A 14,918-nucleotide genomic window follows, 5' to 3' on the forward strand; every position below is an offset into this window, starting at 1 on the left:
TATATTCTGAAGTAACGTAGTAATTCTGGCATGATGAATTACTAAGGCTAATGACAAGCTTCTTGATTCAGAAGCCCACGCTGTACTGGCGAACAGTCAGAGTGTGGAGTTGTCACGACAACTGTTGCTTCAAAAAATCTCGAATTTGCTTGAGCTTAAATCCTTTAGCAAGTTGGCGCAGGTGATGAACGAAAGGCACTAATGTCGGGTCAGAATGTTCGAGTTTAGCTGTTTCCTCCAGAATAGCTTCTATATCGCCCATTGCAGCGAGTCTTAACAGCGCTAAGACCGACTCTGAGGCAGGAGATACCATCGTTGAGTCAGCAGTAGCAATGTCAGATGATGCTTTGGGAGTGTGAGGTTTGCGTTTTTTGGTTTCCGATCCGTCTTCGTAAATCCATTCTAGTCTCAAATGCAGGCGCAACACTTCTAAAAGCTCGTTAGTTTGAATCGGCTTGGTAAGAAAATCATCGCAACCTGCAAGTATGCTCTCTTGCTTGGTAGTCTCGTAAACGCTAGCGGACAAAGCAAGGATAACCGCATCTTTTAATTTCGGCAACTGTCGCAGCCGCCTGGTAGCTTCCCAACCGTCCATTACGGGCATCAGCAAGTCCATTAAAATTACATCCGGTAGAAATTCCTGTGCTTTGTTTAAGCAGTCTTCGCCGTCGGTGGCTTGTGCAATTTCAAAGCCCAAACGAGAAAGCATTCTGTGCAGCATAGCGCGATTTACTTCGTGATCGTCCACGATCAGCACTTTGCGCCCTCTGCCGCTAAAACCGACAAGCCGGCGTTTTTCTGGGGCGCAGGGGATTTCGGAAGACTGGGCGACTACGGGTAAGTCTAGATCCAACCAAAAGATACTGCCTTGGCCGGGGGTACTTTGCACCCGAATTTGGCTGCTCATCATGGTGACTAATTTTTGGCTGATGGAAAGTCCCAGCCCGGTACCTTCGACGAAATTGTGACGATCGCCCACTTGATGAAAAGGCAAAAATATTTCTTCTAATTTATTCTCTCTGATGCCAATGCCGCTATCTTCGACTTGAAAGCGAATTTTAGCAACGGGTGATTGCTGTGGATTTGGGGCTTTGGAGTCCGCTGCTGCTTCTGGGGCGATCGGCTGATGTTCCGGTAGTGGAAGAGACCTCAAATTTACTCTCCCGTCACCCGCTTGGGGGGTCAAACTAGAATTTATCGAATTTTTTGCAGTTAAATTTTCAGCAAAATTCTCGACGTAACCGACTTTAAATGTCACGCCGCCGATATTAGTAAACTTGACCGCATTACTCACCAAGTTAATCAAAATTTGTCGCAGCCTTTTTTCATCAGCGAATACCCAGTTTGGGAGTTGAGATAGCGGCTCGTAATTAAACGCAATCCCTTTTTGATCCGATCGCATTTGGAACAAGTCAACAATACTTTTTACCAAACTGGGTAAATCCACTTCTGTCACAGACAGTTCCATTTTACTAGCTTCAATTTTTGCGAGGTCTAAAACATCGTTAATCAGCGTCAGTAAGTGGTTGCAGCACTGGTGAGCGCTATGCAAGCTCTCCTGTTGTTCGGCTGTTAAATTGCGATCGGGCTTCAGCAGTTGAATGTATCCCATAATACCGTTCAAAGGCGTCCGCAATTCGTGGCTCATGTTGGCGAGAAAGTCGCTTTTAGCGCGGCTAGCCGATTCGGCGGCTGATACGGCCAATTGCAGGGCAGCTTCTGCTTGTTTGCGTTCAGAGATTTCGGTTTGTGCTTGTTCAAACAAAGTCGATTGCTGAATGGCGATCGCCAACTGCACCCCCAATTGTTTCAGGCACTCTGCCTCCATTTTTTGCCAGGGACGCGGGCCCGTGCAGTGGTGTGCAATTAACAGCCCCCACAATTTTTCGCCTTGCAAAATCGGCACTACCAGACTCGCTCTCACTTCGAGCTGAGTCAACAAACTCAAGTAACAGTCGGCGATACCAGCATTGTAAACATCTTCTGTGGCTCTAATTCTGCCATCTTTGTAAAGAGGAACGTAGGCTTCCCCAAAACAAGGATCGTAAATTTCCATTCCGATAATTGAGAGGGAATTTTTATCAACCGACTCGACAGCGATAAACCCGCTCCAATCAGGATTGAATTGGTAAATAACAGTACGGTCTACTTGCAAAAACTGGCGCACTTCTTCGACTGCTTTGGTGAGAATTTCTTCAAGATTGAGAGAAGAGCGAATGCGTTCTAGCATAGCTATTGCCAACTGTTCGCGCTTTAATTGCTGGCGCAAAATTGCTTCAGATTCTTTGCGTTTTGTGATGTCAGTAATTACTGCAATCAAACCGATAGAATGGCTGTTTTTATCTTTAATGGTGTCGGCTCGCACCAGAGCAGTAACAGCTTCGGCGCTCTTAGTGCGCAGCGCCACCTCACCGCACCAAGAGCGACCTTTGCGAATGTTTTTGTAGATGTGTTTGTAAGTTTCAGGCCGGATGTAAAGGGTTGTACTATCGCCGAGTTCGTTGAGTTCTTCCACCGTGTAGCCGTAACGCTGAATAAAGGCTTGATTGTGATAAATAGACCGCCCTTTCAAGTCGGCGATCGCGATCGCATCGCTGGTACTTTCCACGGCTTGAGTGACCCGCAACAAATTTAATTCTGCTGCTTTGCGATCGCTGATATCCGTCATTGAACCCACCATCCGCAGGGGATTTCCGGCTTCGTCCCAGACTGCTTGAGCGCGGGCGAGCACCCACTTGTAGCTGCCGTCTTTGCATTGCAAGCGGTATTCGGTGGCGTAATTGGGGGTTTGGCGGTCGAGATAATCTTGAATTGTGGCTTGCACGCGATCGCGATCGTCTGGATGAATGCTATCGATCCATTCGCTGTTGGTGCGGTCAATTTCGCCCTCTGCGTAACCGATAATTTCTTGCCAGCGGGCCGATCTAAAAGCTTGATCTGTTTGAAGATTAAGATCCCAAATTCCGTCTTGATTGCCTTTAAGAACTAACTGCCAGCGTTCTTCACTTTTGCGCAATTCTTCTTCAGCTTGTTTGCGCTGAATGTGAGAACCCAACTGAGTAGCTACCGCCTTGACCAATTCTACTATACGCGGCTCCATAATCGAGCGCTCGCGCTTGCAGAATAGTAAAACTGCCAGCACCTCTGAATTCGCGCGGATTGGCACACCAAAACAAGCTTTCAATCCGACTGCTGCCGCCATTTGCGATCGGGCAAAAAATGAATTATTGACATCAGAAACATCTTCTATCCATTCTACCTTTCGGGTTGACCAAATCCGTCCCGGCACTCCCACTCCGGGGGCGAATCTAATTTTTTTAGTTTCGCGGCCAAAGCTATCTAAATCGCGATCGCTAGCATACCAAGTTTGGCTGTGTTCCAAAACAGTACCATTAGCAGTCGGTATCCAAGCTTCCCCAAAATTCCAGCCGATGGCAGTGCACAGCAATCGCAGGATATTAGGAAGAGCACTCTGAAAATCTGCCGACTGACTAATTGCTTGACTTGCTGCCAGCAACAGCTTAATTTCATCTTCTGCTTGCTTGCTTTCTGTAATATCAGTTCCCGTGCCAAGAATTTGTTTTAACTTGCCGTCTGCGGTTTTAGCAAATACAGTATCTCGGCTGACAATCCAGCGCCAAGAACCATCCTTGTGCCGGACGCGGTATTCAATTTCAAAGATATCCCCTTCTGTACCCGTTTCGACTTGCTGTAAATAATCCGGCATTTTGATGGCATCTTCGGGGTGCATCAAAGTTGACATCAAGGGCCCCATTGCCTGAATCTCTTCTACCGTATACCCAATTATCTGGGAGATAGAAGCATTAGCATAAATATTTTTTTCTTCTATTAAGTCATAAACGTACAAAATATTAGGACTTGCCTCAGCAATGCGATCGCCAAACCGCTTGCTATCTTGCAAGTCTGCTTCTGCTTTCTTTTTCGCAGCAATATCGCGAACAATGCAAATTATTTCGCCCTCCGGCAAAATTGTCAGCGACACTTCTTGAGGGAATTGAGAGCCATCGCGGCGGCAGCCTACTGCTTCTGTGCTGCAATAACCTTGGTGCGCTAAAGTCGGCATAACTTCCTGCTCAAACCTTGCGAGTTCTGCACCTTCATAAAACATTTTCCAACTTTTGCCCAACATTTCTTCGAGGGCATTGTAACCGTAGATTTTGAGTTTAGCTGCGTTGGCATAAATCAGCTCTCCACTGGCATTGACAATACCGATACCTTCGGAAGCGGCTGCCATTGCTGCGGCTTGTAGCTGGAGTTTTGACTCGAAACGTTTGCGGTTAGTAATGTCGCGGACGATCGCAATAATTTCGTCATCTGTGGAGAAGACAAATCTCGCTTCAAAATCGCACAGTGCATCCTTAACTGGGAGTTGATATTCGACTACTTGAATCTCGCCAGTGTTGATGGCTTGTTGATTGCCAGACCAAATTTTTTCAGCAAAAGCAGCAGGCAGTATGTCCTGTGCTTTTTTGCCAATAAATATATTGTCCGGTACCAGCGTGTGGAGGTCTTTTGCGGGTTTAAAGTATACAAAAGTGCCGTCAGCGCGACAGCGAAAAATCATGTCAGGTATCGCATTTAAAAGAGCGCGGTTAGTGGCTTCGCTCTTGCGTAATTCAGCTTCTGCTTGCTTGCTCGATGTAATGTCGCGGGCAACTGCATAAATCAAACCTTCTTCGGCAAATGGTGATGCCGTCCACGACAGCCATTTATAAGTACCATCTTGGCAAAGATAGCGGTTTTCTAAGTTAATAACGGGGTACCCTTTTTTGAGTTTTTCTAATTTACCTAAAGTTATTTCTCGGTCTTCGGGATGCAATAATTTTAGAAAAGGTTCGGCTATAAGTTCGGCTCGGCTGTAACCTAATACATTTGACCAAGCGGGGTTCAAGCGTTTGAAATAACCGTCAAAACCAGCAATGCAAAGTAAATCTAGGGAGATATTAAAAAAGCGATCGCGCTCTTGCTGAGTTTGTTTTAATTCGGTGACATCCATCACCAAACCATCCCAAACAATATCGCCGTTGGCTTGCTTGGAGGGTTGAGCGGCGCCTTGCAGCCATTTGACTCGCTCTCCCATAACTTGGCGCCACAGATGTTGCCACGCCTGCTGAGTCGTCGCTGAAGTGGCGATCGAGCGCTGCAAGTCTGAGATGTCGTCTGGGTGAACAGTTGCAAAAGCCAAGCCAGCATTTTCTTCTATTTCTTCCGGGAGTAAATTGTAGAGCTGCCAACTCCCGGAAGAGACGTAAGTAAAAGATGTTTTGCCATCTACGTAAAGTCGGTATTGATAAATCATTCCCGGCACATTATCGGTCATGATTTGAAATCGAGCTTCGCTTTCCTGCAAAGCTATTTGCTGCCGTTTGTACTCGGTCACATCTCGCATGATTCCGACCAACATTTTAGTGCCGTCAGCTTTATTAAAAACTGTTTTTTTAGTAGATATAATGCGTTCTTGACCTGCGCTATTTCTAAAAGTTTCTTCCGTTTGCTTGGGAATACTTCTTTGCAATACTTGCTCGTCTTGTAGCTCAAAATTTTGGGATTGTGCTGCCGGCAAAAACTCGTATCCCGACGTACCTATCAGTTCCGATCGCCCTTTTCCCATCAATTCGCAAAAAGCATCGTTTAATACAATCCACCTATGTTGCTCGTCTTTGACAAAAATTGGGTCAGGAGTTGCATTAATCGTGTGATTTAAAAACTCTTCTGATGCTTTGAGTTCGGTTTCGTAGCGGTAGCGATCGCTCACGTCCAAGACTACTTTAATCATCCGGTCGATCGAGCCGTCACGGCCCCGGATGCAGCGCAGGGAAACCCGAGTATAAACTATTTTGCCATCTTTTCTCTGCCACCTTTTGTCTAAAATATAGCCTTCGCTCTCTCCAGCAAAAATTTTATTTAACTGCTCTAAAGTGGCTGCCCAGTCTTCTGCAAAACCCCACTGTTCCCAATTTCCGTGCAAAAGTTCTTGGCGCTGGTATCCGAGCAAATTGCACAAAGCATCGTTAACTTCCAACCACTCGCATTTTGCGGGTTCTGAGGGCGAATTTGGAGGAGCAATGATGGCAATTCCGACGAGAGAATTCTCGACTACCGAGCGATATTTTTCTTCACTTTTTTGCAAAGCTTCCTGGTTGTGCTGTCGCTCGACTGCGTAGCGGAGCGATCGCATTAACACTTCGCTGTCGATTTTTCGTTTGACTAGATAATCCTGAGCGCCTGCTTGGATTGACTGCACGGCGAGTTGTTCGTCGTTGTGGGCTGTCAGTACGACGATCGGAGTATTGAGGCTGTATTCTTGGATTTTGACAATTGTACTTAAGTCTTGGCTGTCGGGGAGCGAAAGGTCTAGTAAAATTACATCAAAATGTTCGCCCACTAAAATTTGCTGCGCTTTGCCCAGACGGTCTGTACAGCTTACTGACAGCCTTTCGCTACCCTGTCTGCTGACATTTGTTTCTAATAACAATTCTTCGATTAGATCGGCTTCGGCTTGATTGTCTTCGACCAGGAGAACTTTAAAGCCGTTTCGCTTTGCGGTTGATCTCAAAACTGATGTCATATACCTTTTTATTTGTCATAAGCCAGTCGAGATAAATATTATAGCATATAAATAATTTAAGCCACAAAAACAATGATGGCAAAAAAAATACTTATTAGGTTAAACAACTACTGTGTTCTAATTTACATAAACTGTGTTTGCGATCTCAGTAGCTAAACCGGATCGCAGGTTTAACTTTTACGATTTTTATAAGTTCGGTTTTTTGAGGTTACCCAAGCTGCTCGGCGTGGTGTTTTTTTTGGCGATCGCCCCCCGCAGCCGATCGCCCCCAGCAAAAGCTCCTTAGTGGCCTTTACACGCTTCAACACAATCCGAGCGCTATCCCCACACCACTGCGCGCCCAAACAACAAAAACCGTAGTAATTATGTTTGTGCTTCACATTTTGACTTGTATTTTTGATGATAGCTTACAAAAACTCTCCGCTGCCATTTCTTTACTATTTGCAATTAACTAAAAAAATATCCCCTAGGGGTATTGCCATATCGAAAAAAAGTTCTAATATTGAAATACAGGCAAGCAAAAACTCAGATAAATAGAGCCTCAGGAAACCTCCGAGAATTTACGAAAGAAAACGACCTTAAAAAATAGACTCTCCTTTGACCCCCGACCAAAAACGGAGACAAGCTTCCGACACGAGTCGCCAGCAGCCCAAAAGTTTAGACTAAGCGACTGCGCGAGGGGGCAAGGCTTTTGTTCCGGCTCGGGTGATTCATGAGTTGCAGTCAATCTAAAACTTGTACTGAGCTCCGTCAACGTATCCCAAATCCCAAATCCCAAATCGACTGGCCTAAATGAGCACAAATCGCGAGGAAAAAAGCAATGCTCGAAAAATTAGCAGCAATTCAACAAAAACAAGTTTTAATTCCCAAAGAAAAAGCCTTAGTATTGTGGTTTGATGAAGTAGGCATCTGCGACATCCCATTAGTAGGCGGAAAAAATGCTTCTTTAGGGGAAATGATCCAACAGTTAACCCCCAAAGGAGTTAGCGTCCCCAACGGATTTGCAACTACAGCACACGCTTACCGCTGGTTCATCGAGTCGGCTGGTTTAGAAGCAAAATTGCGCGAAATTTTGGCCGATTTAGACGTAGAAGATGTCCAGAACCTGCAACAAAAAGGCAAGATGGCGCGCGCATTGATTCTGAATACACCGTTTCCGCGAGAATTGCAAGCAACGATCGCGAGCGCTTACGATCGACTGTGCGATCGCTACGGCGAGGGCACCGACGTAGCAGTACGTTCGTCCGCCACCGCCGAAGACTTACCAGACGCCAGTTTCGCCGGACAGCAAGAAACCTACCTCAACGTCCACGGTTGCACCGGCGTGCTCGAATGCTGCCACAAATGCTTCGCCTCTACATTCACCGATAGAGCAATTTCTTACCGCCAACAGCGGGGTTTCGACCACTTAGAAGTCGCCTTATCCGTCGGCGTGCAGAAAATGGTGCGATCGGACTTAGCATCCTCCGGGGTCATGTTCAGCATCGACACCGAAACCGGTTTCAAAAATGCCGCCTTAATCACCGCCGCCTACGGACTAGGAGAAAACATCGTTCAAGGAGCAGTAAACCCCGACGAATACCTAGTTTTTAAACCCACATTAAAACAAGGTTTTCGCCCAATTCTCGACAAACGCCTCGGCACCAAAGATATCAAAATGGTGTACGATCAAGGCGGTTCCAAATACACCAAAAACGTATCAGTAGCCCCAACAGAACGCAGCAAATACGCCCTTAACGATGACGAAATTATTAAGTTGGCAGAGTGGGCAGTACAGATAGAAGAACACTACACCCAAGTGCGCGGTACCTACACGCCGATGGACATTGAGTGGGCAAAAGACGGCAATACCGGCGAACTCTTCGTCGTCCAAGCGCGGCCGGAAACAGTACAATCCCAAAAATCCGCTACAGTTTTACGGAACTACAAATTGCAAGGTTCCAGCGCAATTTTGGCAACAGGGCGCGCCGTTGGCGAAGCCATCGGACAAGGCAAAGCGCACATCATTTTAGACGTTCACCAAATCGCTCAATTTGAAGCAGGAGAAGTTCTTGTTACTAACAAAACAGACCCGGATTGGGAACCGATCATGAAAAAAGCAAGTGCGATCGTCACCAACTCCGGCGGCCGCACTTGCCACGCTGCGATCATTGCCCGCGAAATGGGAATCCCCGCCATTGTAGGCACCGGCGACGGTACCCAAGTTTTGCAAAACAATCAAGAAATTACTGTTTCTTGTTCCGAAGGAGACGAGGGCAAAGTTTATGCCGGTTTAGTTCCTTTTGAAATTCAAGAAACTGATATCGACAATTTGCCCCGCACCCGCACTCAAATATTAATGAACGTCGGCAATCCAGAAGAAGCTTTTGGTTTGTCAGCAATTCCTTGCGACGGCGTAGGCTTAGCGCGACTAGAATTCATCATCGCCAACCACATCAAAGCTCACCCCTTAGCACTGATTCATTTTGACGAATTGACCGACGAATCTGTCAAGCGCAAAATTGCTAAACTCACAGCACTTTACGAACACAAACCCGATTTCTTTACCGACAAGTTGGCCTGCGGAATTGCCACCATCGCCGCTGCGTTTTATCCGAATCCTGTCATCGTGCGGATGAGCGATTTCAAGAGCAACGAATATGCTAATCTTTTGGGAGGGCGACAGTTTGAACCGAAGGAAGAAAACCCGATGCTCGGGTGGCGCGGCGCTGCTCGCTATTACGACCCGAATTACCGCGAAGCTTACGCTTTGGAATGCCTAGCTTTGAAGCGAGTTCGCGACTCCATGGGCTTGACAAATGTGATTCCGATGATTCCGTTTTGCCGCACCCCCGAGGAAGGGCGCAAAGTCTTGGCCGAGATGGCAAAACACGGTTTAGTTAAGGGCGAAAATGGCTTGCAAGTGTATGTGATGTGCGAGTTACCGAGCAATGTCATCTTGGCTGACGAATTTGCCCAAGTGTTTGACGGATTCTCGATCGGCTCCAACGACTTAACTCAGCTAACATTAGGATTAGACCGGGATTCTGCTTTAGTTGCCCAGATATTTGACGAACGCAATGAAGCTGTCAAGCGCATGGTGGAAATTGCCATTAAAGCTGCCAAAAAGTACGATCGCAAGATTGGAATTTGCGGCCAAGCCCCCAGCGATTATCCAGAGTTTGGTCGCTTTTTGGTTGAGTTGGGAATTGATTCGATTAGTTTGAATCCCGATTCGGTTTTGAAGACTTTGTTGGATGTGGCTAAGGTGGAGGCTTCTGGTGCGGTGATGGATTTAGCCGCTCAGGTTGCTAAAGTGTAAGGGAGCATCTCAGTTTTTCATTTTTATAGTGCTGTCGGCGATCGCGTATTGTAGGATACGCCAGCGGGGACGGCACTATAATCAAAAAATCTTTTTTACAAACATGAGATGCTCCCAAGTGTAACCACTATGGCGTTAGATCGTTCCGAATGCGAGTTCTCTGATTTAAATCGGACTCGCATTCGGAACGATCTAACCTATCGACAACAGCCTTTACCCGCCCTCGCCAGCAAACAGTTAACGCACCGGTGGCATATTTTGAAAACTGGCTGGGAACTTTCATGATTGAAAACCGTCTTTTGCCCGATCGTAAATTTTGGTTGGCGATCGTTGTGTAAATAAATAAAAAGATTATTCACAAAATCTCTAAAAACGTGTTTACAGTTCTCCTGATTATTTTCATAGGTTTAGCTCCGTGGCTGCTGTCTTTGTGGGTGATGCGATCGGCAAGCGGTCAAGCCCGCGACTCAATTGTAGCGGCCCGGATTGCGGTAGCAAATAGACCCCTACGAACTCAACTAGAAACGGGCGATCGCACCTATGTAGAAGGTCTCGGTTATCCGATCGGCGATATCACTTGCGAATATAACGCCCGCTCTAATTACATTCGCTGCGCCGTCAATCCTTCTGGGCCCTGTCTTGATTGTCGGTATTACCAAGCCAGAACTCTTGACGTTCGCGGTGAAAAGATATAGGTTGTATAGGGGCTGGTATGTACGCATATTTGCGGATCTAATAACCGATGAGTTAAGATGTACTTAAGTGTAGGGATTGTTGTTGGAACTTGTTCGGGACGAGCCTCGCCAAAACTCAGCAATTAAAACAAAATCGAGCAGTATTGCTGGGTTACAGTTGCCATAAAAAGCGGATTGCGGTCTGTGTTTTTATAATTGAGGAGTAGGCTCAGAAACCAGATTTAGGCGATAAATCTTGGCTTGGTGGCTAGAAATCTAGAAATTGAGTTTGTAGCCTCGCCGTACATCCGACATTTAAGCAAATTGGCAAATAAAAATCGCAACTAGCTGACAGCCAAATTTGCTAGTAAATTTCTCTCAAACATCATGAAAAATTCCGCATGAACCATTAATTCGAGCATTTATCTTAAATAAAAACCCGCTCGAAGACTCGAATTTGACATTTGGGGAAGTCGGTTATAGGCGATAGTAATCTGTTGTGGCGATCGCAGATGAACGCAGCCTCAAACCTAGATTGTTGTCTCCAGACTGCAAGTCATGAATTTTTAAGACGCCTCGTCGATACAGGGTATGCCGATTTCAATTCAATCACGCGCCTTGGACACTGCCGGCCTAGTTATCTTATGGCCTGCACTCCCTAGCAACCGCCTCTCTAATTAATGTCTGGTTGCTATTGGTTTCCATGGCTGGCGCGCTCCTCACTTTCAAAAACCGGGTTTGGGCTCGGGAGCGAGGGCTGTAACGAAATTTTTTTTCATCCATCAAACCCAGTTTTTGCATCCGGAACAATCAAACTTTTTGGTTGCTAAAGTGCATTAGGTAATCCACAGAAAACCTCATTTAGTAAATTTTTGAGAATTCCTGTTATTGTCTGCTGCGGGATGTAAGAGAGCCGCCTGTCAAGACCGACCTGCTAAGAAAACAAAGGCTAAATATCACCCGATAGATAGATTTTAAAAATTTAAAATCTCAAGCCTCAGCCCTGGTGCTGGCGATATTTGCAATGCTATCAAATAGCAAGATAGCAAAGATTTATGCTGCATAAAATCTGCCTGTAGCTCTTCGGGCATTTAACCAGCACAGTCTCTGACTATGGGATTCAATCTTTTCAACAGGTGATAATTCTCATCTTGAAGAGGGTATATTATATACAATCAGTGAGGCAATTCAACCATGCAAAGCATCTGCAACAAACCAATTTTCCTAACCCAAAAAGCAGGGAACTCTACCGCAAGAATTGCTGGCAAAAACTCCCGAACTAAAGCAACTTATTCTCGAAAAAAAACAATAAGAATTGCAAAAGCCGACTCGTGTTTACTGGGCAAAAACAACAGCGGTGGGGCCCCAATTGGACAGTCAGAGCGAGAATTTTTGCTAGCAAGCCAGCCTGCGATCGCCCCTGTAAAAAATATCCTGTTCCTCGATGGCAGAGTAGAGAACTACGACAGCTTAGCCAGAGGAGCAACAGCAGGTACAGAGGTATTTATACTCGACTCGGCCCTCGATGGAGTCGAGCAAATTACTAGAATTTTGGCTAATTGCAGCAATTTAGACAGCCTGCAAATAATTTCTCACGGTCGAGAAGCAGCAGTACAACTCGGGTCGATCGCCCTCGATGGCGAAAACTTAGAAAGCTACAGCCATTTGTTGCAGCAGTGGGGAAAAGCCCTCAGCGAGAGAGGAAATATTTTGTTGTGCGGGTGTAGCGTCGCAGCAGGGGAAAACGGCGCCGCCTTCGTGCGAAGCTTGAGCTCGATTGTCGGTGCAGATATCTCCGCTTCCGACAACTTGACGGGAAGTGCAGCACTAGGGGGCGACTGGGAATTAAGATTTGTGACCGGGGAAATCGAGGCGAGGCTCGCCATTGAACCAGAAGCGATCGCAGCATACGCTTACACCCTCGGCACATTAGTTAACGAAACTTTCAAAAACGCCACAGTTAGAGGGCCTTGGATTTACGGGGGAAACGGCGGTGCGCTGTTCGATCCCAGCAACGGGCTTCCAGCATCGAGACAACCTGTCCCCGGGATTACCGGAGGCACAGTATCGGGGGTACTTCCAGCATTGGGCGGGCGCAATCCCGGCGATGGGGCTTTGCAATTAACTCCAGCAGAGAACACCCGGGAAGCCTTCGTCATCTACAACAACCCCATTTCTTCCACCGACGGCCTCAGAGTCCAGTTTGATTTTTATTCCTACGGTTCCAGCGCCCAAACCCGGCTTTCTCCGGGCTTCCCGATCGAGCCTCAGCCAGGGGACGGGCTGGGTTTCTTCTTCATTGACGGCACAGCCAGTCCAACCAGGACAGGGGGTTTCGGCGGTTCTCTCGGCTACGCTCAACGCAGCGGCATACCCGGTATTTCCGGAGGTTATTTAGGTATTGGACTTGACGAGTTTGGCAATTTTTCCACATCCTCAGAAGGGCGGTCCGGCCCGATGCCACCTCCGATTCCCGGCTCTGCTATTGGTGATTACAGACCTGATTCTGTCACCGTCAGAGGCCGTGAAGCCGACAATTATCAGTTTTTAACAAATACGATCGTTCCCTTCGGCATCGATAACATTCCCACGAGTATTACCTCTACCGGCAATTTCAGCGATTTTAACTTCAGCAATGACTTCACGAGCGATCGCGATGCAGCCAAAAGATCCGTTCAAATTACCCTAAATCCATCTAACGATCCGAGGAATCCCAACCGCCTCACCGTTGCCTTCGATACGGATTTTAACGGCACCTACGAAACCACAGTGATCGATATCGGGAACTTGGCAACGATCAACGGTACAGTACCGCCAATTTTCAAGTTTGGTTTTGGTAGTTCCACAGGAAGCGGCAACAACATTCACGAACTGCAAAACCTGGTAGTTGAAACTATCAATCCTCCGAGTGTCTCGGCGGATGTGAGCACGATCAAAACTGGCCCGCAATTCATCAAGCCCGGGAGCAGCATTACCTACACAATTACTACTGTCAACAACGGCCCAGCCCCGGCTCGAAACGTTCTGATTCAAGACGAAATACCTGTACAACTCCTGCTTCCGAACGGAGCGCCACCGGTGCTGAGTGCCTCCAACAGCGGCACCTACGTCAACCAAACCAAGTCTGTGACTTGGCCGCTAATTCCGGTTCTCAATCCCGGCCAGACTCTCACTTACACCCTGACAATTAATCTGCCGCCCGGTTTAACTAGCAGCGATACTTTTTCCAACGTTGCATTCAGCAATAGCTCGACTTTCGACCCCAACCTCACCAATAACAATAGTATTCTCCCCCCCGGGCAAATCGATGGAGCCGGTCTGCTTCCTACCACGGTAACTGATATAGTTGCGGATTTAGTGACTACCAAAAGCGGCCCTGTGACTGCCCCGATCGCCTCAAACATTGCCTACACCGTGACCACGGTTAACAAGGGGCCTGATGCTGCGGAGAACGTGACTATCACTGACAGCATTGTTCCGGGTTTAACGGGGGTCAGCGTATCAGACGGCGGAACGTATAACGCACAAACCGGGATTGTCACATTCCCCATACTGCCGGCGCTAGCAAATGGGTCTACTGCGCTCCGCAATATCAGTTTTATTCCCCCAATCAGCCTTACCGCCATCAGCAACACGGCTCGGAGCAGCTCAGCAACTCCCGATCCGATCGCCACTAACAACAACGGCTCACCAACCAACAAAGAGGGTACTCCCACTAACTCCACGGTAAGGACAACGCTTACACCCAACGCCGACCTAGCAACCACTAAAACCGGCTCTACCAATGCTACCCCGGGCAACCCGGTCAGCTACACGATCGCCACAGTCAACAATGGCCCGAGTCCTGCACAAGCTGTAACCATCACCGACAGCATCGTGCCCGGGCTAACCGGAGTCACGGCATCCGATAACGGCACTTACAACGCAGCGACCGGCGTTGTCAGCTTTCCACCAGTGGCGATCGCCAACGGCACCACAGCGCTCCGGACGATCGGCTTCACAGTACCGCTGACAGCAACTATTCCGATTAGCAACACAGCCAGAAGCAGCTCCATCACCCCCGACTTGATTCCTGGCAACAACAACGGTAGCAACCCCAACGCCAGCGTCACTACCACCATCGCTGCCAGGGCTGATGTTGTCACCCAAAAAACTGCTCCGGCGAGCATTAATGCCGGGGGTACTCTCACTTATACAATCACTACCAGCAACAGCGGCCCGAGTGCCGCCACCAATGTAGTCATCACCGACAGCCTGATTCCCGGCTTAACAGGAGTTACGGCCTCCGGCGGCGGAACCTACAACCCAACCACAGGCGCGATCGTTTTCCCGGCGATCGCCAGTTTAGCCAGCG

General features: G+C 47.6%; 5 protein-coding genes. 4 read left to right on the top strand and 1 reads right to left on the bottom strand.

The window, feature by feature from the left end; all coding sequences use genetic code 11:
- Positions 1-112: 112 nt before the first annotated feature.
- A complete protein-coding gene (locus tag QT974_RS04105; protein ID WP_333467249.1) occupies positions 113-6,589 on the bottom strand; it encodes a PAS domain S-box protein in 6,477 nt (2,158 codons plus the stop codon).
- A 133-nt stretch (positions 6,590-6,722) separates the two neighbouring features.
- On the opposite strand from QT974_RS04105, the gene QT974_RS04110 reads away from it, so the two are divergent.
- The 4 genes from QT974_RS04110 to QT974_RS04125 form a co-directional block, all read left to right on the top strand.
- Positions 6,723-6,875, top strand: a complete 153-nt coding sequence (locus QT974_RS04110; RefSeq protein ID WP_333467250.1) for a hypothetical protein — start codon at positions 6,723-6,725, stop codon at positions 6,873-6,875.
- Between the two features lie 534 nt (positions 6,876-7,409).
- Positions 7,410-9,890 carry a phosphoenolpyruvate synthase gene (gene ppsA / locus QT974_RS04115; protein WP_333467251.1) on the top strand — a complete coding sequence of 827 codons (2,481 nt, stop codon included), beginning with the start codon at positions 7,410-7,412 and terminating at the stop codon, positions 9,888-9,890.
- A gap of 374 nt (positions 9,891-10,264) precedes the next feature.
- Positions 10,265-10,585: a DUF6464 family protein gene (locus QT974_RS04120; protein ID WP_333467252.1), complete on the top strand. Its 321-nt coding sequence runs from the start codon at positions 10,265-10,267 to the stop codon at positions 10,583-10,585.
- Between the two features lie 1,173 nt (positions 10,586-11,758).
- A partial coding sequence (locus QT974_RS04125) for a DUF4347 domain-containing protein (protein WP_333467253.1) occupies positions 11,759-14,918 on the top strand: 3,160 nt, incomplete at its 3' end.

Origin of the sequence: Microcoleus sp. BM001215392 (genome assembly GCF_036700185.1) — a bacterium.
Lineage (GTDB): Bacteria > Cyanobacteriota > Cyanobacteriia > Cyanobacteriales > Microcoleaceae > Microcoleus.

Excerpts from the sequence above, each read along its gene's own strand:
- QT974_RS04105 (WP_333467249.1), bottom strand. The coding sequence starts at position 6,589 with ATGACATCAGTTTTGAGATCAACCGCAAAGCGAAACGGCTTTAAAGTT.
- ppsA (WP_333467251.1), top strand. The coding sequence starts at position 7,410 with ATGCTCGAAAAATTAGCAGCAATTCAACAAAAACAAGTTTTAATTCCC.